15 protein-coding genes are annotated in these 25,157 nt (G+C 59.6%); 12 read left to right on the top strand and 3 right to left on the bottom strand.

All coding sequences use genetic code 11. From position 1 onward, the window contains the following. Positions 1 to 382 precede the first annotated feature (382 nt). Genes I2456_RS20870 through I2456_RS20880 form a run of 3 tightly spaced genes read right to left on the bottom strand, consistent with a single transcriptional unit; the run spans position 383 to position 4,385 of the window. Positions 383 to 3,043, bottom strand: coding sequence for a KGGVGR-motif variant AAA ATPase (locus I2456_RS20870; RefSeq protein WP_085073999.1), 2,661 nt, complete (start codon positions 3,041 to 3,043; stop codon positions 383 to 385). After that, positions 3,044 to 3,586 carry a hypothetical protein gene (locus I2456_RS20875; protein ID WP_085074000.1) on the bottom strand — a complete coding sequence of 181 codons (543 nt, stop codon included), beginning with the start codon at positions 3,584 to 3,586 and terminating at the stop codon, positions 3,044 to 3,046. Further along, on the bottom strand, positions 3,576 to 4,385 hold the full coding sequence (locus I2456_RS20880; RefSeq protein ID WP_085074001.1) for a hypothetical protein: 810 nt from the start codon (positions 4,383 to 4,385) through the stop codon (positions 3,576 to 3,578). The genes I2456_RS20875 and I2456_RS20880 overlap by 11 nt, the downstream gene beginning before the upstream one ends. 538 nt (positions 4,386 to 4,923) lie before the next feature. Here I2456_RS20880 and I2456_RS20885 point away from each other — a divergent pair. The 12 genes from I2456_RS20885 (at position 4,924) to I2456_RS20940 (ending at position 25,157) form a co-directional block, all read left to right on the top strand. After that, positions 4,924 to 5,124, top strand: coding sequence for a helix-turn-helix domain-containing protein (locus I2456_RS20885; RefSeq protein ID WP_085074002.1), 201 nt, complete (start codon positions 4,924 to 4,926; stop codon positions 5,122 to 5,124). A 28-nt stretch (positions 5,125 to 5,152) separates the two neighbouring features. Next, the gene (locus tag I2456_RS20890) at positions 5,153 to 5,824 is read left to right on the top strand and encodes a DUF1819 family protein (RefSeq protein WP_241007777.1); all 672 of its coding nucleotides are present in this window, start codon (positions 5,153 to 5,155) and stop codon (positions 5,822 to 5,824) included. Further along, positions 5,821 to 6,420 carry a DUF1788 domain-containing protein gene (locus I2456_RS20895; protein WP_174814228.1) on the top strand — a complete coding sequence of 200 codons (600 nt, stop codon included), beginning with the start codon at positions 5,821 to 5,823 and terminating at the stop codon, positions 6,418 to 6,420. The genes I2456_RS20890 and I2456_RS20895 overlap by 4 nt, the downstream gene beginning before the upstream one ends. 5 nt (positions 6,421 to 6,425) lie before the next feature. Further along, positions 6,426 to 9,890, top strand: a complete 3,465-nt coding sequence (gene brxC, locus I2456_RS20900) for a BREX system P-loop protein BrxC (RefSeq protein WP_085074024.1) — start codon at positions 6,426 to 6,428, stop codon at positions 9,888 to 9,890. Then, positions 9,890 to 13,408, top strand: a complete 3,519-nt coding sequence (pglX, locus tag I2456_RS20905) for a BREX-1 system adenine-specific DNA-methyltransferase PglX (RefSeq protein ID WP_085074003.1) — start codon at positions 9,890 to 9,892, stop codon at positions 13,406 to 13,408. The genes brxC and pglX overlap by 1 nt, the downstream gene beginning before the upstream one ends. Further along, entirely contained in the window at positions 13,405 to 15,900 is a 2,496-nt protein-coding gene (gene pglZ, locus I2456_RS20910) for a BREX-1 system phosphatase PglZ type A (protein ID WP_085074004.1), read from the top strand. The genes pglX and pglZ overlap by 4 nt, the downstream gene beginning before the upstream one ends. 12 nt (positions 15,901 to 15,912) lie before the next feature. Next, on the top strand, positions 15,913 to 18,039 hold the full coding sequence (gene brxL, locus I2456_RS20915; RefSeq protein WP_085074005.1) for a BREX system Lon protease-like protein BrxL: 2,127 nt from the start codon (positions 15,913 to 15,915) through the stop codon (positions 18,037 to 18,039). Beyond that, complete coding sequence (locus tag I2456_RS20920; protein ID WP_139823128.1) at positions 18,036 to 19,298, top strand: SIR2 family protein; 1,263 nt, start codon at positions 18,036 to 18,038, stop codon at positions 19,296 to 19,298. The genes brxL and I2456_RS20920 overlap by 4 nt, the downstream gene beginning before the upstream one ends. After that, positions 19,291 to 21,267, top strand: a complete 1,977-nt coding sequence (locus tag I2456_RS20925) for an ATP-binding protein (protein ID WP_163703910.1) — start codon at positions 19,291 to 19,293, stop codon at positions 21,265 to 21,267. The genes I2456_RS20920 and I2456_RS20925 overlap by 8 nt, the downstream gene beginning before the upstream one ends. Positions 21,268 to 21,315: 48 nt before the next feature. Next, positions 21,316 to 22,635, top strand: coding sequence for a GTPase (locus I2456_RS20930; RefSeq protein WP_163703909.1), 1,320 nt, complete (start codon positions 21,316 to 21,318; stop codon positions 22,633 to 22,635). A 99-nt stretch (positions 22,636 to 22,734) separates the two neighbouring features. Next, on the top strand, positions 22,735 to 23,547 hold the full coding sequence (locus I2456_RS20935; protein ID WP_186246570.1) for a hypothetical protein: 813 nt from the start codon (positions 22,735 to 22,737) through the stop codon (positions 23,545 to 23,547). 8 nt (positions 23,548 to 23,555) lie between these two features. Continuing rightward, on the top strand, positions 23,556 to 25,157 hold the full coding sequence (locus I2456_RS20940; protein ID WP_163703908.1) for a LeoA/HP0731 family dynamin-like GTPase: 1,602 nt from the start codon (positions 23,556 to 23,558) through the stop codon (positions 25,155 to 25,157).

Here is a 25,157-nt window from a genome sequence, read left to right on the forward strand (position 1 = left end):
GCCTCGAGCTGCGCAGAGAGTGACGATTGAGATTGGTTGTTGTTGGCTGCCGTCGAGTGGTCTGCGGACTGTCTGCGGACTGGAATGCTTGCGTACCTGGGCGCAGAGAGGCTTGTTCAGCGATGCCTTATTCGTAGAACCTCGGCCGCTTGGCGACTCCGGAAACTCCGAAATTCGAGTACTTAGCGTGTGGCTAGTCTTCGGCCCTGAGGTAATGGGCGGTTAATTCTCAACCGTGGAATCGCAGAACTCAAGCTGCCCGCCTGACCCGAGAAAAGCCGCACGACCGGTTCCGGCACTGCGCTACCTCACCCAATCAGTTTGCCGGTCTCCCCTCGTTTGGCCTCTCGCATGAGAGATTACAACCGCTTGTTTTGAGCTCTTAATGGTCGGGGGGGAACTCGCGCAACGCTGTCCTGAAAATGCGGTGCGCTTCTGCTGAGGCTTCAGCGGCAGCGCTGTCATCGCCCATCTCTCTCAACGCTGATGCAAGCACGTCCAGGGTCGCCGCAAGAGTGGTCACGTATTGATCGTCTTTCGCCACAAGTTTGCGATATTCGCTCACCGCTAGACGCGCGGAATCCACAGCTCGTCCGAACTCTCCAATCGCCACGAGTCGAGAACTGAGGACGCCCAGGCAATTTGCGTATAAGTCGGGGTCTGTTGATGAGACGAGGCGTGCAATATCAACCGCTTTCTGTGCTGCCTCAGCCGACTCCGGATGACGCTCGGCCCCTCTAAGTATCAGGCTAAGATTTAGCAGGGCTCGCGCAGAATGAGAGCGCCGCCACTCGGGTGAGCCTCCCTCAAGACGAACGTGAGCTGCGACGGCAGCCTGTGCTGACTGTAGAGCGGTGTCAATTTCACCCGCCCGAAAGCTACTGAGCGCCAGGTTATTCAACGCCGCGGCGAGTAGCTCCGCTTGTTTTGGTGATTCAGGAAGGTCGCTAAGCAAGTCGGCCGCCTCGCCTGCACGCTGTGCTGCTTGTTCGTGCATCTCAAGGGCACCGTACTGGGCGCTGGCGTTGTTAAGTGCTGAGGCGAGTGCCAATTGGGAGCCCGGCTCACCGTCAAGATCAACGACGTCACGCCTATAATGCAGAGCATCTTCGGCGGTCGAGAGGGCGATGTTTGATCGTCCGAGCTCCCCGTACACCGCGGCCAAGCTTTCAAGAGCTGTGGCAAGGGCGGGCAAATCTGCCGGATCATCGGCGGCATGCGGCCGCAGAATGTCCACCGCTTCTTTGAGCAACGTCTCGGCGTCGTCCTGCCGATGTGCAACGCGGAGGTGATTTCCCAGATTGTTTAACGACTTCGCCAGTCCCACATTGTTGCGGCGATTCGCATCGTTTTTGACATAGGAACGCCAGACCGTAGTCGAGTCCTGCGCTGCTCGAACCGCGCGGGTCACGTCACCAGACTGCATATAGATATGCGCTAGCAAATCAAGCATCGTCGCCACACCCTGACCGCCTCGGCGGTGCGGATCGCGCTCCGGCTGGTACCACACGTCAAGTCGTAGGTGGGGACGCCAGCGCGGCATCAATGTAGACAAACTATGCTCTACTTCCAGCGCAGCAGCTTTGAGATCGCCGGCTTGCGTCAGAAGAATCGCCTGCATAGAAGAGATTTGGGCCTCGAGCTCTCGCACGCTCGCCGAAGGATTCGATACGGCGGTCAATACCTTCAGGGCTTCCCGTAGCGCGGCTCTCGCGCCGCGCGGGTCCTGCCGGGACTTCTCGACGTCGGACAAAGTCACGAGAGCAAGCGCATGGCCAATCACAGCTGCTTCTCGAATCGACGACCCGGCAGGCAGCGCACGCTGGTCGACTAGTGCCGCGCGGTAGAGATCTGCGGCCTCAAGGAGCTCAGCTCTTGCCTCTTCGAGCTTGCCAGCCTCAAGGAGCGCCTTGCCGTACTCGTGCAGCGCCCGGGCCAAAGAAATTTGCTGTCCTGAAGATTGCGCGGGGGTGCGCCGCAATTCGGCTACCGTGACCGCAATGGGCCGCACAGGTTCATGCTCCGCGAACAAGGTTTCGGGCACCAGAATCGGCGCGCCCCATTCGCCGACGGGCTCAGCACGTCCAAAAAAGCGCATCCATTCTGCATATTGGTTATCGGAGGTGGCGGCACTGAGCGCGGTGTCGATGCGCTCGTCCACAGTGCTTCCGACTAACTGGCGGCAGAATGCAAGATAGTCGAGGTGCAATTGTCTGGAGCTCAACGCATCGTCACGCGACATCAGTAGTTCCTCGCGCTCCGCGATCTCGGCGTCATTGTGCAGCAGCGAGATTCGCGGATTCTTGACGGTTGTCCTTAAGGGGACGGCCGGCTCGGTTAGGAATCGTTCCACAGTGCGCACAGTATGTTTCTCTGCTTCGGTGTAGATGTGCTCCGCCGCGTCGGCTGACCTGCTCACTCGGCTGATGAGAACGTATAGACCCAACGGCGTCTGCTCATCGAGAGGCCGATTCAGCGGTGCCAGCGACCGCAGCACCTCTCGTGTGCCATCAAGTTGTTCATCAGTCTTTAGTGTCAAGACGACTATGTCCTCAGCTAGAACCCTGGTCGTTATGGCGTTTGTTGTCGTAATACCGGTTCGCGAATCAATCAAGAGGAGGTCAGGCGCGACGCTCTCGGAGATCGCTTCTTTCAACTCCAGTAGCGCCGCCGCCGCCCCGTTAGCTTTTCCACTCAACGGGCCCTCCTGAATTTGGCGCATCGCTTGCAGATACCGGCGGGACGGCTTCTCACTCGCGGCAATGAGGTCGAGCGATCCCCCGGGCACGAATGGGGAGTCGAGCGTGATTGGCTGCATTAGGGAGTCAATTGCCGGTCGCTGCGGCGAAGTCATCCACTCGATTACCCCTGGACCGCTGAGAGTTTCCGACGGAAACTTATAGGGCAGTCCGGGCGCCTCCAGATCGAGGTCGACCAGCACAACTCGTAGACCTAGTCGCGCCAACAGAACGCCGACATTTGCGACTAGCAGGGTGCGGCCAGTTCCTCCCTTGTATGAGTAAAAGCTGACGGTGCGTGTCATCTACGCCGCGTCGAGGCCGAAGCTCAGGTCGAGGCGAGCAAGCTGCGCGCGCTCCTTATCAGGGGGTATGACGGAGGAATCGGGAGCCGGCGAGCTAGCGCGCAGACTTTCGAGTTGGTCCCCGATCCTCGCGCGAAGCTCGTCGTCCTGGTTGACGAGCCGGCAACGCACCAACAGATCGGTCAGCAACTTTTCTGCGACCAAACGCCGGGCGGGGCCAGCCCTCGCTACCTGCTTCAAGATCACCTCAACGGCGCGTCTGTCGTAATTGGCGACGTCGGTGTCGGGAAACCTCCGCAAGGTCTGCTCGGCAGCTTGCACCCTATAGCGATCCAATGCATCCCAGTCCGCAAATCGGCGGTCGACTGGATACCAGCCATGGCGGCGGACCGCTACATCCACGTCGTCGGGGGTTGCGTCTTCGCGTTGACGGCCTCGCGTCGTAAACCTGATGAGCGAGATGCGGTCATGGTCTTCAACAAGCACAGATTCCCCTGCCGGCGTCATCGCCAGCAGAGTGTAGACATCGCCGTTATGGTCCATCGTATTCAATTATGTCCATGCCACGGTCCTCCCACGCCAGCAAGGCGTCATAGGCCTTCGCTTTGGCTAGGTCAGTGGGATCGGTCAGCAGATCGTCCTTCCACTGCCACCACAGTTCGTCGTGCTCCTCCCATAAGTCCTTACTGACGCGAAGCATCGCGAGCTGGTTGAGCGCGAGGGGGCCAACCGTGACGACCTCCATATAGGTGAGAGCGCCGCAGACCAGTTCTGCTCGTTCCTCTTGCGAGAGGCCCAGGGCGCGGTCACCATGATGGGCTAACGCCACCTCAGACCGGGCTGGCCACCCGCCGACCTCCTGATAAGCCCGAGTCGCGTCGACGATCGCCATGTCGTCGGTATAAGTCTGCGCCGTGTCGGATGGAAACACAGCGGTGTCGTCCTGCGCTAGCGTCGCAGCGTCGACGATCAAGCAGTAGTCGCCGTATCTTTCAGCGCCCAATGTCCCGGGGTTGGGCGCGCAGTACACAAACCGTCGACCGTCCTGCCAGAGATCCTCGAAGGCCTGCCGGCGAGGCGACCAGGGCTGAGCCTCGAACGCTGCGAGTCCCGCCGCCGTGTCACCACCGGCTTGAGCGATGAAGAGTGCACGTCTATCCAGGATTGCCTGCGTGTCGTCGAAGCACAGCACCTTTTCGGCGTCGACGTTGGTGCTCGGCAGAGCCTCTTCGAGCTGCAGAGCGAACGCGTCAAGCTGCGGATAATTCGCGAGCACGGCCTGAGCTTGCGTCATATACGTTCCGGCGTTGGCTGCGCCCGCTTCACCGACGTGCACGCTCACCGCTACGGTCTCCTAAGGCAACGAAAGTCCACAGTCAATTGGTTGGCTCCCCTCCATCTCGCTCGACGCTGGCGCTGCTGAATTCGTTCAGCCGAAGAGCGCTGCTTGTCTGATTCGTAATCAGCAACGGCACCGCCATGCCGTCGTGAAGTTTCGGCGATGAGCTACGGGAGGGTCAACATCCTGACTCGGAGAAACTCGCTTCTGTCGAACAGCCACGTCCGGGTGTCGCGCGGTTTCCGTCGCTCCTGCGCAAAGAGGCCCCGTCGACGATCACCCGGACCGAATCACTGCCGATGATGTCCCAGCTGTTGCTGCCAAAAGGGCTCTTCAAGCGCCGGTCGCGCCACCCTGCAGCGGAGCTCGGCCCTCAGGTCCTCGATGCGTTCCCCGTTCTCGCCTGCCTAGTCACCGCACAGTTGCTGGGAAGTTCACGATACTAGGTTGAGGAAACAACAAAACCGGCATCATCCTCCTATAGGCTCGGTCAATTCCAGTTATATCGGGTTCCGCTAGAGCGGAGGATCAGAGTTGCCGTATGCCTGAGCCATGGTTATCTGCCGACGACATCGCCACCCACCTGGGCGTCACGAAGGACACGGTCTATTCATGGATCTCCGACAAGGCGATGCCCGCCCACAAGGTTGGGCGTCTCTGGAAGTTCCAGGCGAGCGAGGTCGACGGGTGGGTCCGCAACGGCGGAGCAGCCATATCTGACGAGCCGCTCCCGACCGAGTAAGACGGGCTGCTGATCGCGGGTAAACGGAATGTCAGACGCTGGCGATACCCTGATCGACTTTATTCACGAACTGAAGGAGGTGCACACGATGGCGGATACGCCCGCCGCATCGCGCTACGCGCTGTCGTTCACCAGCGGTGCCCTCCTCATGCGAGAAGCTCTCATCGCCGCCCCGATCTACCTCCGCGAGCACGACTGGGCCAAGGTCCGCCAGCTCATCGAAGAGGACAACCTCCTTCAGGCCCGCACAGTGTCTACCGGGCACAGACGCGCACGCGAGGTGGCCCAGCGCCTCGCCGTCCTGACCGAGAGCGAACTTGAGCTGCTTGTCGACTCGACGACATCGGAGCGCGGTCACTTATTGTGGGCCGCCGCTTGCCGGCGCTATGACCTGATCGGCGAGTTCGCCGAGGAGGTGCTTCGCGAGCGCTTCCTCCTGCTGACTCCCACGCTCGATCACGACGACTTCGACAGCTTCATCCGGAGCAAGACGCTCTGGCACGAGGAAGTCGCCGGTCTGAAGGGCTCCACCCGGCGCAAGCTGCGCTCCAACGTCTTTCGCATGCTCGTCGAGGCGGGCCTGCTGACCGAAGACGGCCGCATCCTGCAGGCAGTGCTGTCGACCCGTGTCGCCGACGCGTTATCCGCCTGCACGCCGAGCGACATCCGCTTCTTCCCGACGGGAGGTGGGATGCTGTGAACCGTAACGACCTGACCAAGCAAGAAGAGCACCTATTCGCGGTGCTCAGCGGGAAGCGGTTCCTGCAGATGGAGGGCCTCAGCAACGAGGTTCCGTTCTTTATCTACCCGTACGCGCCGGAGGACGCCCTCGCGGTCGCGCAGGCCAAGAAGCGGATCAGGAACAGGCTGAGTCAGAAGGGAATCAGCGTTCGCGAGGTCAACCTCTACGACCTATCTGTCGAGATCCTCATGGAGCGCGGCGTTTGGGAGCGCGTCCTGGCCGCGGAGCCCGACCAGGATAAGGAAGACTTCCGCGAGCTCCTCCAGGGCATGCTGGATCCGCAGCTTCACATCGCGTCGGCGATCCGCTCCAAGATCGCCGACGGTGAGTTCGACATCTTCTTCCTCACCGGGATCGGCGAGGTATTCCCATACATCCGGTCACACAACGTGTTGAACAACCTGCAGAGCGTCGTGACCGGCAAGCCCATGCTCATGTTCTTCCCTGGCCGCTACGAGCAGTCCGACACCCTCGGATCCTCACTCGTTCTGTTCGGGCGGCTCAAGGACGACCAGTACTACCGAGCCAAGAACATTTTGGAACAGGAAGCGTGAATCCGATGCTGCTCAACGAGATCTTCGCGAAGGACGTGCAACGCCCCATCGAGGGCGTCATCAAGGCCGACGACGCCGCGCACCTGGGCACCGAGGTGGCCGAGTACGTCCTGACCAATGAGGCGGCCAAAGGCCTTGAACTGCTTCTTGAGGCTTACACGAACTACACCAACGCCAACGGTGTGTGGATCTCCGGATTCTTCGGATCCGGTAAGTCGCACCTGTTGAAGATGCTCGCCCATCTCCTCGGCGACGTCGAAGGCCAGGAGTTCGACCGTGCAGAGGTCGCGGAAAGCTTCCGCGCCAAGGCAACTGGCGCCTTCCTGCCCGCCCTGCTGACGAAAGCCGAACGCATCCCAGCCAAGAGCCTGCTGTTCAACATCGACCAGAAGGCGACGCTGATCACCAAAGACCAGACCGACGCCTTGCTGAAAGTGTTCGTCAAGGTCTTCGACGAGAGCCGTGGCTACTACGGCAACCAAGGCCACATCGCGCGCTTCGAGCGTGACCTCGACAACCGCGGCCAGTACGAAGCGTTCAAGCAGACATACAAACAGATCTCGGGCCGCGACTGGACCCAAGGCCGCGAGGAGGGCGTGCTCGAAGAACCCAACGTGGCCAAGGCCTACGCCGATATCACCGGTCAAACGCAAGGCTCGCCTACCAACATCCTCACCAAGTACCGCAACGAATATTCCGTCTCCATCGAGGACTTCGCCGACGAGGTCAAGGCTTGGCTGGACAAGCAGCCCAAGGATTTTCGGCTCAACTTCTTCGTCGACGAGGTCGGCCAGTTCATCGGCTCGAACACGCACTTGATGCTCAACCTCCAGACGATCGCCGAGAGCCTCAACAGCAAGTGCCAGGGCCGCTCGTGGGTGTTCGTGACCTCGCAGGAGGACATGGACAAGGTCGTCGGAGACCGCACCAGGCAGCAAGGCAACGATTTCTCTAAGATCCAGGCCCGCTTCGCGACCCGCGTGAAGCTGACTAGCGCAGACGTCGAGGAAGTCATCCGGAAGCGTCTGCTGGAGAAGAACGAGACCGGGGCTGCTGCCCTCAGTGCGATCTTCGCCGAGGAGTCGGCGAACTTCAAGACGCTGTTCGACTTCGTCGACGGCGCCAAGACTTACCGCAACTACACCGACGAAGCTCACTTCGTCGGCACCTATCCCTTTGTCAGCTACCAGTTTCCGCTATTCCAAGCAGCAATTGAAGGCATCTCCGACCACAACGTCTTTGAGGGCCGCAACCGCTCGGTCGGCGAGCGGTCGATGCTCGGCGTGGTACAGCAGGTCGCCAAGGACATCGGTGACGTAGAGGTCGGACGCCTGGCGACCTTCGACCACATGTTTGCCGGCATCCGGGCATCGCTGAAGTCCGCCGCCCAGCGCTCCATCGACGTCGCCGAGCGCAACCTCGACAACCCATTGGCCATCCGGTTGCTCAAGGCGCTTTTTCTCGTCAAGTACGTCGAGAGCTTCAAGGCCACGCCGCGCAACCTCACTGTGCTTGTGTACGACCGCTTCGGCCTTGACCTGCCGGCGTTGTCCGTGGCTGTCAAGGAAGCGCTGATCCTGCTGGAGACGCAGACCTACATCCAGCGCAACGGCAACATCTACGAGTACCTGACCAACGAAGAGCAAGTCATAGAAGAAGAGATCAAGAACGTCGACATCGACGCCTCCGAAGTGAGCGCACGACTGTTCAAGATCCTGTCCGCCGACGTCATCAAAACCAACAGATTCCGCTACGCCAAGAACGGCCAAGACTTCCCATTCGGCTTCAAGCTCGACGACCAGGTCCACGGAGCCCAACGCGAACTCTCGATTCACTTCATCACCCCGGAGTACCCATATACGCCGGACGAAATCCGCATGCACAGCGCCGGGAAGGACGAGCTGCGCGTCATCCTCGAACCAGACGAGCGCGTGCTGTCGGATCTGCGCCTGCTCATCAAGACCGAGAAGTACACGAAGCGCAAACAGACCACATCGCTCACGGCGATCGAGGATCAGATCCTTCGGTCGAAGGCCGCACAAAACGTCGCCCGCGAGAAAGAACTTATCGAGCGCGTCGGCCGCGCCGTAGGCAAGGCTGCACTGGTCATCAACGCCACGGACGTGTCTTCGAGCTCGCAGGACGCGCTCGCCCGAGTGTCTGATGGTTTCCAGGATTTGGTCAGCCGCACCTACACCCAGCTCAAGCTGCTCGGCGATGTCACCTACAGCGAGCAGCAGGTGGCCGGGGCTGCCACCCCCGACAGTGGTCTCTTCGCCGCCGAGGGATGGACGAAGCTCTCCACCCCGGGCGATGAAGTGCTGTCGTTCATTCTGCGCAAGCAAACACTGGGCGAACAGGTCACCGTCAAGACGATTGTCGACAACTTCCAGACAAAGCCCTACGGCTGGGACCTTGCCTCCATCGAAGTGTTCGTGGCCTACCTGATCGGCGCCTCAAAGGTGACGCTGACAGTGGACGGCAACATCCTCAAACGAAGCGAGGTCGCTGGCGCGCTGCGTAATACACAAAAGCACTCGCACGCTGTCGTCGCTCCGCAAAAAACATTCGACGACCGCAAAGTCACAGCATTCCGGAAGTTCTGCACCGACTTCTTCGATGAAGCCACCGCACCCAAAGATCCGCTGGAGCTCGCCCGCCACGGCGCCGACAAGCTCAAGGGCAAGCTTGATGAACTCAAGGCCACCGTCGCTGGCTCGAAGTACCCGTTTGTTGAGCAGCTCAACGGCCCCATCAGTCTGCTCGAACAGACGGAGGGCAAGACCGACGACTGGTATCTCACCGACTTCAACATTGGCGACGACCTACTCGACGCCAAGGAAAGCGTCATCGACCCTATCCAGTCGTTCCTCAACGGCGCGCAACGAACGATCTACGACGAGGCCGTGGCACTACTCGCCATGCACGGCAGCAACCTGGGCTACCTGCCGAACCGCAGTGACGAGGCCGTTCAGAACGCACTCGCCGACCCGAATGCCTTCCGGGGCAACAGGATGGCACAGCTCAAGCAGGCCACCGATCAACTGCGCCGCCAGATCGACGAAATCGTCAAAGCCAACAGGGCGACTGTCATCACCGCAATCGAGGACCGCAAGACTGAACTTATCGCCAGCGCCTTCTACGAGAAGGCCACGGCAGAAACTCAACATGGCGTTGTCCAGAAGATCGACCAAGTGCTATCCCGAGTCGGCGAAGAGGGCCAGGTGGCCCTCATCCTGCAGATCGGCGCGGAGTTTGAAGACAAGGTCTACCCGTCGCTACTCGACCAGCTTGCTGACTCCCAGCAGGGCGGTGGTGATACGCCGCGAAAGCAAACAATTTCTATAAGAACCGTGACTGTGTCTGGAGCTCCTGGAGTTCTCGAAACGCCCACTGACGTGGAGAACTACCTCAAGGCCCTTCGCGCTACGTTGCTCCAGATCCTGAAGGACAACAGGATTTCGCTCTAATGGAAACCGCACCGCTAAAGTCCTTCGCCACATGGGCGCGCACCGCTCTTATTCGCGAAGTCACCGCGCGCATCGCCGTAGTGCTCGGACCGGCGTCACCGGAGAGAGTCGAGCAGCCCAAAGCTGTTGCAGCCCTGGAGCAGGCGGTCAACACGGCCGGCGGTGGCGACAAGGGCCGTTCGGCGGTGGCAGATCGGGTCGCCTACACCTGGTTTAACCGGATCATCGCTCTGCGGTTCATGGATTCCAACGGGTGCACCGGAATTGGAGTCGTCTCACCCCCAGTGGGGGTTGGCGCTGGCCAGCCGGAGATCCTAGCCGAGGCCAAGCGCGGCAACATTGATTCTGAGGTGGTCAGTCAGAAGACGCGCGACGCAATCACGGGGCTGCTCAACGGAACCCGCCGCAGCGACGACCCACAGGGCGAGGCCTACGCGCTGTTGCTCACCGAGTACTGCCGCCGCTGGAACCGCGCTATGCCTTTCATGTTCGAGCGCGAGGGCGACTTCACCGAGTTGCTCATCCCGGCCAACCTGCTCGCAGACGACTCAGTGCTGAACCGAGCGGTGCACGTTCTGACAAAGGACGTGTGCCAGGACGTCGAGGTGATTGGCTGGCTTTACCAGTTCTACATCTCGGAGCGAAAAGCCGAAGTCTTCGCTGGCATCAAGAAGGGGAGGAAGGTCGACGCATCCGGAATTCCCGCTGCCACAGAACTTTTTACGCCACACTGGATAGTGCGCTACCTGGTGGAGAACTCACTCGGGCGGCTATGGATGCTCAACCGCCCTACGTCTCGGCTTGTCGACCAGATGGAGTACTACATCGAACCCGTCGATGAGGAGACCGACTTCCTCAGAATCACCAGCCCCGAGGAACTCACGGTCATCGACCCGGCTTGTGGATCCGGGCACATGCTTACATATGCCTTCGATCTGCTCTACGCGATGTATGAGGAAGAGGGCTACTCGCCGTCGGAGATCCCCGGACTGATTCTGACCAATAACCTCTACGGCACCGAGATCGACCCGCGAGCCGGCGCGCTGGCCGCCTTCGCCGTGACCATGAAGGCCCGTGCAAAGCAGCGGACGTTCTTCAGCAAGCGGGTCGAACCCAACATCTGCGCAATCGAGCCGATTTCGTTCCGTCCCGATGAGCTTGATTTCTTGGTGACACCCGGCGGCGACGGCCTTGCTGAAGTCGTCTTCTGGAATCAGTTCACGAAGGCTGAGACGCTCGGCTCGCTTATTCGCCCCAATGACGCCGTGACCGCGCGCCTCGCGCGCCACCTGGAGACGCTCCACGACGGCGGAGACCTGCTCAAGGCAGACGTGATCGAGCGGGCCAAGCGGGTCCTCGCCCAGGCTGAGTACCTTACGCGGCGCTATTCTGTAATGGTTGCGAATCCTCCCTACATGGGATCTCGGAACATGCAGGCTTCATTAAAGCTCGAGCTTGAAAAGGCGTATCCTGACGGGAAGTCCGATCTCTACGCCGCGTTTATTTTTCGCGGTCTGGACTTACTCGACTCGGGCGGCGTTCTGGCCATGATCACGATGCAATCATGGATGTTCCTAAAGAGTTATGAGAATCTCCGACGACATATACTGTCTAGCGGACGCATCTCTTCGATGCTTCACTTAGGCGCGAGGGCATTTCAAACTATCGGTGGCGAGGTTGTTTCCACCACCACGTTCACAATAAGCAAGGGCCCGAATCATAATCGTGGAGTTTTTGTTCGGCTAGTGGACCTGAGCTCACAGTTGACTAAGAGTGACGGAGCGAAGCATGCGATTGGCCTCAGATCGGCGAGCCCGCGGGTGCATTACTTGTCCGGCATCGATTTCGACCACTTCCCGGGAAGCATCATCGCTTACTGGCTCCCCAAGTCCTTGAGAGACTTATTTGTCAAATGCAAGGCACTTCGGGAAATCGCGGACCCGCGTAAAGGGCTCGATACTGGTAACAACGACCGCTTTATTCGCTATTGGTGGGAAGTTGGATCTCAGCACTCGAGCTACGATCGAACTGATCTCAAATCTGCGGAAGAAAGTGGGGCTAAATGGTTCCCGTATAACAAGGGTGGAGATTCTAGAAAGTGGTATGGAAATCACTTGTTCGTTGTGAACTGGGCGCACAATGGTTTGGAAATTAGGGAATTTGGGACAGAAGCCGGCGGCACGCCTCGCTCAGCGATTCGCAACCCATCCTACTATTTCTCCCCTTCCATCTCTTGGTCTGACGTTGGAGGACTGGCCTTCCGTTCATACCCACAAGGCTTTATTCATGACAATAAGGGGCCGTCGGTCTTTTCGGCAGATGCTCGGATTACTGCGTCGCTGTTGGCTTATCTAAACTCACCCCTCGCGGCCGAACTGCTATCGGCGATAGCTCCCACGATGAGCACGCAAGTTGGCGATGTAGCCATCCTGCCCGCGCGACAGGCGGATACCTTTACTGACTTGACTAATACCCTCGTTGAAGTGTCTCGCTCCGACTGGGACTCCTTCGAAACTTCCTGGAACTTTAAAGCATTCCCGCTTGTGTGCGGTGTGCGCGAGGCGGCGCTTAGCGCGTTGGTAGCTGAGCATCTGCGTAGGTGGGAGCAATTCTCTCGTAAGCAGCAAGCGCTTGAAAGTAAGAGCAACGAGCTAGTCGCTGCTCTCTATGGAGTGATGGGTGAGATTGATACAGAAGTGACGTTGGATCGAGTCTCGCTTGGACGAAACGCCGCGTTCATATACGGCCCCGGGCTATCCGAAGGAGAGTGTTCAAAACGGTCAACGTGTGAACTGATCAAGGAACTGATCTCCTACGCCGTGGGTTGCATGTTCGGCCGCTACAGCCTCGACGAGCCCGGGCTGATCCTCGCTGACCGGAGCACGACGTTGCAGGACTACCTCACTAAGGTGCCGGCGCCTACCTTCACACCGGACGCGGACAACGTCTTACCCGTCGTGGACGGCGACTGGTTTGAGGACGACATCGTCGCGGGATTCCGCCGCTTCCTCCGAGTTGCTTTCGGGGAGCAGCACTTCGAGGAAAATCTTCGGTTCGTCGCCGACTCGCTCGGGGTGAAGGACATACGCGACTACTTCCTCAAGTCCTTTTACAAGGACCACGTCCAGCGCTACAAGAAGCGCCCCATCTACTGGCTCTTCTCAAGCCCCAAGGGTTCTTTCAACGCGCTCATCTACATGCACCGCTACACGCCATCGACGGTCTCGACGGTTCTAAACGAGTACCTGCGCGAGTTCAACGCCAAGCTGGAATCCAGCCTCCAGCATCAGGAGCGCCTTGCTGCGGGCGGTGGCACTTCTCGTCAACAGGCGGCGGCGCAGAAGGAAGCGGATCGGCTGCGCAAGGTACTGCTGGAGCTTGATGAGTACGAGCACGACGTTCTTTACCCGTTGGCGTCGCAGCAGATTTCGATCGATCTGGACGACGGTGTGAAGGTGAACTATCCGAAGTTCGGCGCTGCTCTGAAGAAGATTCCCGGCCTGGAAGCAAGCGAATGAGCGAAATCGGTACAGTCCGACCGCATCTGGAGCGCCGCTTCGAGGACTACCGCGTCGTGTTCTGGCACGACCCCAAGGGTCAATACGCAGGGGACCTAGACAATCTTGAGCTGTCGGGCGTGCAGACGATCCGAGTTGCCAACAATGAATACGGCGTCAAGAACCGCTTACTGCACGATGAGCCCACGAGCAAGTTCCTCGTCTATCGCTCGGGACTGATTCCTGCCGGCGTAGGGAACTGGTTGTTGGATCTGGAATTGGCTTACGGAGTCTTCACAGCAGACCGCACGTCGTTGGTCGCTCAAGATCTCGGGCTCACCGCCGAGGGCATCGACGAGGTCGTCCGATCCCACGACAAGTTCTTCAACGCCACCAAGCGAGTCCAGAGTTTAAAGGCGCTCCTGACCCCCGAGGACGATGCGGACAAGCTTCGAGCGAAGATCACCGCCGTGGTGCTCGGGCAGCGTGAGCACAGTCTTCTAGAGATCACTCGCGCATTGCTGATTGAGAACGCCAAGGGGCAGCGAACCAAGTACGACGCACTCGTCGACTACGGGTTGGACGAATTCTACTGGCGTGGTGTTGCTTCCATCTACGGTTACCAGTCTTCGTCACCAAGTGTCGATGACTTTGTGCTGTGGATCTTCCGTAAGGCGGCTGAGGGATTCAAATCGGATCGACCCGGCGGCCTCCAAAACATTCAGCTTGACTTTGACAGCCTCCGGAACAACAGGCGCAGCCAGGAAGCTTTCGTCACCCTAGCCAAACGTGCGGCCCGAGACCTCGACTATGCCTCGTCTATTGAAGATGTCAGCTTCCGCGACCTCGTATCTATCGACATCTTCGAGGAGACCGATCAGAAGATCATCAGTGATCTGGCTCGCGCGGTGGCCGAGCAGACCATTTCGGCGCGCGATGTCGCGGAAGTTGTACGGGCACGGCAGAGCAGCGTATGGATCGACGGCTATCGCCAGCTGTATATCGCGATCGCGAGTGCATCAGAGTTGCTGACCGACCTGGCGTCTCTCGACCTCACGGCGCCGTCGTTCGACGATGCGCTTGAACGCTACCGACGGGAGTGGTTCCGCATCGACCAACTCTACCGCCAGTTCACGTTCGCCTACCGAAATTATGAAGGCCCTCACCCGCTTGGACCATTGCGCGAGCAGGTCGAGAAGAGATACACCAACAAGTTCGTCTACGAACTCGGCAACGCCTGGCAACAGCAGGTTGACGCAGCGGACAAGTGGACCTCAGCCGTACTGCGTCCGCAGACCTCCTTCTATGCCGACTACATCGAGCCATTGGTGCGCGATGGCGACAAGAAGGCCGTTGTCATCGTCTCCGATGCGCTTCGGTACGAAGCGGCCGAGGAACTCCGCTCACGCATCCGTAAGGAGGATCGTTTCGACGCCTCACTTGACGCGGTCTTGGGCGTGCTGCCGAGCTACACGCAACTCGGAATGGCAGCGCTGCTTCCGCATTCGACGTTGAAGCACGCACCAGATGCGAAGGCGGTCCTGGTGGATGACCAGCCCACGAATGGAACCGCCTTCCGCCGCAAAATCCTTGAAAGCGTGGGCGGTTCAGCGATCCAGGCCGAGGACTTCAAGGCCCTGAGCGCAGACGAGCGCCGGGAACTTTACAAGGCCAATCGGGTCCTATACGTCTACCACAACCGCATCGACGCCACCGGAGACAAGCCGGGCACGGAGCGTCAGGTCTTTGAGTCGGTCGAGGACACGCTGCGCGACATTGTCGACCTCGTGAAAAAGCTCGCCAGCGCCAACGCCACAAACATCTTCATCACGGCCGACCATGGATTCCTGTTCCAAGACGAAGCCCTCGCTGACTCGTTCTTTCTCTCGACACAGCCCCACGGCGATGACATCAAGGCCATCAACCGTCGCTTCGTGCTCGGGCACGGCCTGAAGGTCGATACTGCCTTCACTACGTTCAACTCCGTGCAGCTTGGGCTCGACAGTGATCTGGAGGTACAGATCCCTAAGTCAATCCATCGTCTCCGCCTCGCCGGCGGTGGCTCGCGATTCGTCCACGGTGGCGCCACACTTCAGGAAATCGTCGTGCCGGTTCTCGCTGTCAACAAGAAGCGCAGGAGCGACACTCGTCTCGTCAACGTCGAGGTGTGGCCGGAGTCCGACAAGATCACCACAGGGCAGGTTGTTGTTCGCTTGTTCCAGTCCGAGCCGGTGAGTGAGAAGGTACAGCCGCGTAGGGTTCGTGCGGGCCTCTACGCTGGCGAGGCATTGATCTCCAACCAGATCGAGATGACCTTCGACCAGATGTCGTCCGACAAGCGTGATCGCTACCAGAGCGCTCACATGCTGCTGAGCCAGGACGCCAACGACTACAACAACCGCGCGGTCGAGTTCCGGCTGGAAGAGCGCATCCCCAACACCAACCAGTGGCGCATCTACGCCAAGGCGATGTACACGCTCAAGCGTTCCTTCGCCACGGACTTCGACTTCTAAAGGAGTGCAGTAATGGGCGAAGTCAGTGAGATCAGCGAAGTGGTGACCGATGAAGCGGGTCGCGATATGCCGCCGACTCCGACGGCACTCGACCATAAGATCAACCAGCACTTCGCAGGCGTGGTCGTCCGCAAAGACTTAGTCAAGGCGGTCAAGGGTAACGCTATCGTGCCCACGTACGTGTTGGAGTACCTGCTTGGTCAGTACGCCGCCTCCGACGACGAAGCCACCATCCAGGCGGGCATCGACGCAGTCCGCCAAATCCTGGCTGATCACTACGTTCATCGGAATCAGTCCGAGCTGGTGAAATCAACGATCCGCGAGCGGGGCCGCCACAAGATCATCGACAAGGTCACCGTCACCCTCAATGACAAGGACGACGTTTATGAGGCCACGTTTGCCAACCTCGGCATCAAACAGGTTGTCGTCGATCCAGCCACGATCACGGCCCACCCGAAGCTCCTCGTCGGCGGCGTGTGGTGCATCTGCGATATCGAGTACTTCCACACCGACAACCCACGCACCGTGCCGTGGATCCTCGGTTCGATCAAGCCAATTCAGCTGTCCAACTTCGACTTCGCAGGCTACGTCGCTGCGCGCAAAGAGTTTTCGACTGACGAATGGATCGATCTGCTGATCCAGTCGATCGGGTTCAACCCAGAGTTGTTCGGCCGTCGCGCGAAGCTTATCCAGCTTGTTCGCCTCATTCCTTTCGTCGAGCGCAACTACAACCTCGTCGAGCTCGGGCCGAAGGGCACCGGCAAGTCTCACATCTTCTCGGAGTTCTCGCCTCACGGCATGCTCATCTCCGGCGGAGAAGTCACTGTTCCCAAGCTTTTCGTCAACAACTCCAACGGCCGCATCGGACTAGTCGGCTACTGGGACGTTGTTGCCTTCGACGAGTTCGCGGGCAAAAAGAAGCGCGCCGACAAGGCGCTCGTGGACATCATGAAGAACTACATGGCGAACAAGACGTTCTCCCGCGGTGTTGAGACTCTCGGCGCCGAAGCATCAATGGTGTTCGTCGGCAACACTTCTCACAACGTCCCGTTCATGCTCAAGCACTCCGACCTTTTCGACGAGCTGCCCGAGAGCTACCACGACTCGGCCTACCTCGATAGACTGCACTTCTACATCCCCGGATGGGAAGTCGACACCATCCGCGGCGAGATGTTCTCCAACGGTTACGGATTCGTAGTGGACTACATCGCCGAAGTCCTCAAGTCCATGCGCAACACGGACTACTCCGACCGCTATCAGCAGCACTTCACTCTTGGTTCCGACATCTCCACCCGTGACCGCGACGGCATCCACAAGACGTTCTCCGGCCTGATGAAGATTCTCTACCCAGCAGGGGAAGCGACGAAAGAGGAGATCGAGGAGATCCTCCGGTTCGCGATCGAGGGCCGCAAGCGCGTTAAGGACCAGATCTTGCGCATCGACACCACGATGGCGGACGTGAAGTTCGGCTACCTCGACGAAGGCGGCGAATGGCATGCAGTTACCACGCTCGAAGAGGACGAGTACCCCGCTTATTACCACCCTCACCAGTCTGAGGACACGACTACCGACGATTCCTCGGCAGATGAAACGACCAAGCCCGAGATCTCCACGGCCACGGCGCCTTCAGGGCCAGCTCCGCTCTATGAAGGGCATCGTGAGTTCCAGGAGAATCAGCGCGGCGTTTCCTACGAGGCGCTGCTGCTCCCGTACCTCCGTGGTGCAAGCGAGATCACCATCGTCGACCCCTACATCCGCGCCCCGCACCAGGGGCGCAACCTCGTCGACCTGCTCGCGCTGCTGGCCTCAGCGAAAGACCCCGCCGAAGAGATCTCGGTGACGTTGATAACCAAGGAAGACAAACCCGAGTACGAACAACAGCAACTGTTGATGCTCAAGGCCATTCAAGACGGCGCGGCATCGGTTGGGATTAAGTTCAGCGTCCAGTGGGACAGCAGCATTCACGACCGTTCTATCCGCACTGACACCGGTTGGAAGATCCTGCTGGGACGAGGCCTGGACATCTTCCAAAAGGGATCCGGTAGCCAGTTCGACATCGGCGCCCGCCGGCAGGAGTTCAGGCAGGTCGTCGCTTTCGGGGTCACCTACATCCGCGACGCCTCACTGGTTTTGTCATGACGGACCTACGCGTCAACGGCGTTCGCCACAGGCCAGTGCTCGGCAGTCAGGCGGACGGCCCCACGACAGACCGGCTGCGCACAATCGTCCAGGACTCACACCTCAACTTCCTGATCGGCGCTGGTACCCCCTGCCCCTTTTTCGGGCTCCTTGGCAACATCGAAGAGGCACTCACTGACCTTGTAGACGCCGATGCCAGTGCTGAAGCCAAGGAGGTCGTTCGCGCGTCGATCCAGGCCTACTTCTTCGAGGAGGTCTTGGCCCCGAACCTCAAGGTAATTGAGCGCACAGCTGAAACCGAGACGGTCCTGACTTCATACGCACGCTTCCTGAGGACCATCAACCGGATTCTTCTCAAGCGCCACAGCTCGGTCCTTGCCAAGCAGGCCAACATCTTCACCACGAACGTCGACATGCTGTTCGAGGTCGCCTTCGAGCAGCTGGGGATTGACTTCAGCGACGGTTTCAGCGGGAAGATACGCCCCCGCTTCGATCTAGGAGACTTCAGCACTTTGCGGTTCCGGATGGCCAGCCGGTTCGAGCAGCGGTCCGAAGTTCCGGTCTTCAACCTTGTGAAGCTCCATGGCTCGGCGGGCTGGCTGCAGGAGCAACGGTCACCGACAAAGGTGGAAATCCTGTTCGATCACGGCCTGAGTCTCGTGTCTGAGGTTCAGACCGCGCTTGTCGCCGCGAGGGACGACCTGATTCCGATCGCTAGAGCCGATTCAGTCGACGCGCCCGCACTGCTCGCGAGAGTCCCTGACGGTGCAGCGCCCAACTCCATCACGGCTTTCAGGGCGGCGTACGACAGGCTTGGCATCGTCAATCCAGACAAGCAAAAGTTCGCCACGACTGTGCTCAACGAGACCTACTACGAACTAATCCGCCGTTTTGCGAATGAATTGGAGAAGGAGAATAGTGTCCTCTTCGTCCATGGATTCTCGTTTCGTGACGAGCATCTTCGGGACGTGGTAGTCAGGGCAGCCCGGGCAAACCCGACGCTTCTTGTGATCGTCTTCTGCTACTCACGCAACGGCCTAGAAGACTACCAGGAGCTCATTCCCGAGCATGACATCAAGAACGGCAACATACAGTTCGTGGCACCTTCAGAGCCGGCGGATGGGGACGAGCGCAAGGCTTCTTTGGATGTGGTCACCGACGACTACTTCGCACCCATCGTCGCCGACAAGTTCCCCGAGCCCGATCAGCGAATCGAACTCGACATCCGCCTCCCCAACGAAGAGTGGAACGGTGTTTGAGCGTGAGCTACTGGAGCAAGACACGGTCTTCCGTGTGGGCAGAGTCGTGTCGGTCGAAGGGCGGCGGGTTCGTGTAGCCGTCGACAAGCTCAAGAACAGCTCCCACCTGCTATTCCAGGGTGGCATCGTCCGGAACGTCGGTGTCGGCAGTTACCTCAAAATTGTCAAAGGCTTCTCCGAGCTGATCGCCAAGGTCGACGGCGAGGTCATTAGCGAGGACCGAGCCGCATCGACGGTCTACCGACGGGGCGTGGAACCTATGTCACGTCAGCTCGACGTGAGTCTCATCGGCTACATCGAAGGCCGACGGTTCACGCGCGGTGTCCGCGAGATGCCGCTTCTCGACAACGAGTGCTTCATCCTCACGGAGAAGGAATTCGGCCGGATCCACACCTTCGTGGGCGACGCTGACACACCAATCGAGATCGGGATCCTTGCGATGGAGCCCACTCAATCCGTATCCGTCGGAGTGAATGCCATCTTCGCGAGCCACATCGGGATCTTTGGAAACACCGGCAGCGGAAAGTCGTACACGCTGGCGAAGCTGTACCACGAACTCTTCGAAACGTATTCCCAATACGAAACTTTCAGACAGCGGTCCAAGTTCGTCCTCATCGACTTCAACGGCGAGTATCTCGACCGCAATGAGGACGGCGGTGATTCTCGCTCATCTTCCGTCGTGACTGGATCACTCAACAAGCGGGAATACGCCCTGAGCACTCGAATTTCCACGGGCGCGCGGCTACCGCTTCCTTCCGTTGCTGTGGAGGACATCAGCTTCTGGACGGTGCTTCTTAATGCAACCGAGAAGACCCAGGCGCCTTTCCTGGCGCGTGTTTTGACGAGCGATTACTGGGAACGGACGCTGGCTGAGCCAGACGACTTGCTCGGTGCGATCGGCGAAATGGTGTTGCGCGCCACCAAAAGCAATGATACCTCGCTGGATCGGCAGACGGTTCTCAATCTACTCACAGAGATACAAACGTGCCTGGGTGCGGCATCTGCCCAGGAGTTGACAGACCTGATTGACGACTTCCAGCAGAACCTGCACTACAACGCGACGATGCGAAAGTTCTACTGGGGCGAGTGGACCAATTACATCGATCCTGATCACCCGACGTGGGAGTCGCTCACTAAGGGAAAAGTCATTGCCCTTCCGATCGACTTCGCAACGATCGAGCCGGGAATCGACCTGATCCGATTCAAGATCGTCCTCCAGTATTACAGCGACATCATCAGCGGCTTCTCGAACCGCGAGCACCTTGCTCCGCTGATCAAGCGGCTTGAGACTCGCGTGCCCGACATCAAGAAACTCATCATCGCTACCGACGATGAGCCGTTCGACGAGCCGCTGATCGTCGTGTCCCTGCGTGACGTGAACCTGGCAATGCGCAAAATCATCCCGATGCTGCTTTGCAAGCACCTCTACGACCGCAAGAAGGAAACGGATCCGAGGAACCAGCAGTATCTCAATCTGATCATCGACGAGGCTCACAACATCCTGTCCTTGGAGTCCTCACGCGAGAGCGAGGCCTGGAGGGACTACAGGCTCGAAACGTTCGAGGAGATCGTCAAGGAAGGTCGAAAGTTCGGGGTCTTCTTGACTCTGGCAAGCCAGCGGCCGCACGACATCTCGCCGACGATTATCTCCCAGCTTCACAACTACTTCCTGCATCGTCTGGTCAATGACCTCGACATCGACGCGATCAAGAAAGCTGTTGCCTTCCTCGATCGGGTTTCGTTCGAATCGCTTCCAATCCTGCCGACCGGGGTATGCGTGCTCTCCGGGGTGTCAGCGCAGGTTCCCGTCGTAGTAAAGGTCGCGGAGCTTCCGGCGGCGTTTGAGCCGAACAGTCGGACCATGTCGGTTACAACCGAGTGGTTGAAGCCGTTGCCTCCGCCCGACAAAGATGACGACGGTTGGGAGTCCGACACAGATTTCACGTGGGAGGACGAGCCCCCTTTCTGATGCGGTCACGGCTATTCGTCTGTCAGAGACATCCGTTCACGTCCGACCTTGCAGCACCGCTGGAAGGTCGCTTGGACAGGAGGGTGTGCGTTGTCAACGTGTCCTGAGCACACCGATTTCGATCGAGCGATTGCGGATGCACTGGCGTCGGGCCGCGACGAGTTGAGGCGGCTCGACGAGCTGGGTGAGGAAGCGATCAGCTCGTACACCATCACGCCTCTGATGGCCGACGGCGTGGGTCAGGTGCAGCAAGAGATATCGAGGGCGACGGACGGCTTCGCCAAAAGGATTCGTGCTCATCTCGCGGAACAGCGCGAAGTGCTATCGACTTTCAACGTGGCATTCTTCGGGCGCACTGGCGCCGGAAAGAGCACGCTACTGTCGGCCTTCGGCCAGCTGGACGGAAGTGGTGTCTCGCCAGGCGATAGCGACTGGACAACCGAAGTGCAGTCGATCTCGTGGCGGGGATGCCGCCTATACGACACACCAGGCATCAATGGTTGGGGTGGCCGCAAGAGCAGAAGTGAGCTCGAAGCCACTGCGCGCCGTGCCGTCGAGATCTCCGACGTCGTGCTGCTGTGCTTTGACAGCCAAAGCCAGCAAGCCAGCGAGTTCTCCAAGGTCGCCGACTGGGTCCGTCACTTTGGAAAACCGACCATCGCAGTGCTCAACATTCGGAACCTTCGTTGGCGGCATCCAGCAAGAGTGGCGAATCGAACGGCCCGCCAGAACATCTCGGTCCCTGTCAGACAGCACGCCGACAATATCCGCACCGAACTGGCTGGGATCGGCCTACCGGATACCCCAGTCGTGGCAATTCACAGCAGGCGAGCCCTTTTCGCCAGGGCGAGTACTCCGTATCACGGTCCCGCCGAACGGGATTTCGACCACGAGCGCGAGCAGTACGGTGTCGATTACCTCGCGCACTGGTCCAACTTCGGCATCCTCGAGGCACTCCTCACCGCCGGAATCGCCGCAGGAGGAGCTCAGCTGCGCCTCACGTTGCTGCGAGAGGGCATGCGCGCAATCCTCCACGACGAAGCCAGGTCGCTCGAGGCTCTCGTGGCGCGACTCGATGAGCGGTTCGCCGAAGTCGATAGGGCTGTGTCCCGGCACCTCGACGTACTCGGCTACCTTGAGCCCGACGAACGCGGCACCTACCTCCAGGATGACCAATGGTCCGGCGATCTGCTCAGCATGGCCGAGACTGCCCGACGTGCGCCGTACCGATCTCCGGCGGATGGAGCTTTCAGCCGGTACGTCCGATCGCTGCTAAAGCCGCAGTTGTCCGTTCCTCGCAGCACCGCGATCCGACGGTTCAAGGACCTGGAGCACAATTCCTTCAATGAGCGCAAGGACATCGATTAGGAGACCTTTGCCGCTGAGGTATTCGATGAGGCTGAGATCGATTTGGCCGTTGAAAGCGTTTGGACCGCCTCGGCGAGCTTCCTAGAGCGCGAATTATCCATGGCTGCATCAGAATTGCACCATCACCAGATTGCGAGCGAGCGCGAACTAGCCGATCTGACTGGGAGCGCAGGGTCCGCAGCGAGTCACTTCGAGACCGCTTTTCGCGCTGGCGGGTTGCTGTCCGGCATCATTGCCATCGGTGGAACGGTCGCCCTGGCAAATGCGTGGAACCCCATTGGGTGGGCGACTGGGATCGTAGTCGCTGGTGTCGGAGTCGCGGGATCGTTGCTGGGAATGATCGGTGGCCATCACGGCGAGACTGCCGAAAAGCAGCGCGCAGAAGCGCGTTCGAAGGCTGGCTATGCCGGGAAGACCGCGATCCAGAACACATTCGATGCCATCGAGAAGGAGTTCGCGCGGCAAACCCGCGCCGTGGCTTGGCGTGCGGCAGCCCCCAACGTCAAGGCGCTGTTGCGTGAAGTGACCGTAATCTCGCGGCTTCGGCAACAAGCCGCGACAATCGTTACCCAGCTAGACGCCAAGGCCGAGAGCATTTCGGTATCACCAGCGGTCGATCTCCTCGACGCCGCGGAGCGAGCGCTGCTGATTTCCCAAGGGGCCAACCGTGGCGACAAGCGTGATGCCGAGCGACTCCTGTTGGGCGAGGACTGGTTTGAGGCCGCGACGGCACCTGATGACATCCGCAGCACCGATCGAGTGCTTTTGCCTCCACATGCCATGCGCGGCACGACGCCGACGTCGTCCGATTACGCGGTGCGCTCACCGGCGCACTGGCAATTTCGGATACATCACGTATCGCCAGCTGGAAGCAGCAACTTACTGACTTTGCCGACAACGACGAATCCCTGAAGTCCGCAGTGTTGGCTGCCTCCGCCGACCCCCAGACCGGGGCCGCCATAGCGGTCGCCGGCGACTTCAGCTCGGGAAAGTCGTCCTTCATCAAGCGCTTGCTCGTCGAGTTCGGTGGCAATGTACCCGAAGCGCTTCACATCCGCGCCGACCCCACGACCAACGACACCCATCGTTATGCGCTTGGTCATGTCGACCTCATCGACACCCCCGGCTTCCAAAGCGGTCGAACCGGACACGACGACAAAGCCATCTCGGCCACGACCCGGGCCGCGCTTGTGATCGTGCTCCTCCACGTGAACCTGTTGATCGGCGACACAGCACGGCTCGAAGGCATCGTGAAAGGCACCGATTCGGCGCCGGGCAAGTGGCCACGCATGTTATTCCTCATCAACCGATGCGACGAACTCGGCGTCGACCCACTGCACTCGATCGACGAGTTCTTCAACAGGCGGGATCGCAAGGCGAGCGAGCTCTGCGCGGCGCTGCAGGCGCGAGGAATTGACATCGACACACATCACATCCACGGTGTGGCGGCGGACCCGTTTGGCACGGTCGGAGATCACTTGCCGACAACTCGGGCCAACTACGACGACAACCGCGCCTGGGACGGAATCGACGTACTTGTCGAGGCACTGCGTTCGTTGTCACCGGACGACCTCGCGCACGCCAATACCCTGGCGACGCTCGACAACGCGGTCGCCCAGCTTCTGCGCCTGCGCTCGGATACCAGCATCGAGTCGGAAGGACACCGCGCCGACGCCGACCGACAGTCACTTCTGATAAGAGCACTCAACGAGTGCCTCGACGACGCCAAGTACCTCTCGCACACGCTCGAACACACCCTGACTGAGAAGGTGTCCCGGCACACCGCCAAGGCCGCCGCACGTATTCGACAAGTCCACCGAGAAGACGAGGTCGGCCTGAGCAAGGCGATCGAATCGTGGAAGAGCGAGGAGCTCCAGGCCGACGTGGAACAGTTCATCTCAGCCGCCGCCGACGACATCGACGAATGGACAGCGACTCACAAATCGGCAATCAACCGGGAACTGGCCGCTATGAACTTCGATGGACACCTGGACATGCCGATGCCCGACGGCGACGCGCCTCAGGACACCATTGCGACTATGACGAGGACAGGCGGCGCCATTACCGACGGTGCACAGAAGCTCGTCGCCGCGGCAGGCACCCGCGATGTCGCTTACAAAGTCGGAAAGACCTTCGGCCACAAGTTCAAACCGTGGGGCGCCGTCAAGGCGGGAAAAGCGGTAGGCCGGGCAGGAGTTGTACTCCAATTCGCGGCGGTCGCGTGGGACGCCGCCAGTTGGATACGAACCGAGCAGAAGCGATCGTCGTGGGACGACACCCTGGATTCCGCCGTCAAGCAAGTGGAAGAAGCCGGTGCGAAGCAGGCCGAGGAGTGGCTCTATGGCGACGACGGTCCTGTTGGTTATCTCTTTGGTCGGCGCCAGGAGCTCGGGGCGCTCCGTGACGACCACATCGCGGAACAGAAGCAGGCCGAGGAGAAAGTAGTGCGCGCGGCGCAACGACTCGACTCCATCATGTTGCTAGTGAATGCGTTTGACGACCTACGAAAGGACGACCTGTGA

It is taken from the genome of Mycobacterium kubicae (assembly GCF_015689175.1).
Classification (GTDB): domain Bacteria; phylum Actinomycetota; class Actinomycetes; order Mycobacteriales; family Mycobacteriaceae; genus Mycobacterium; species Mycobacterium kubicae.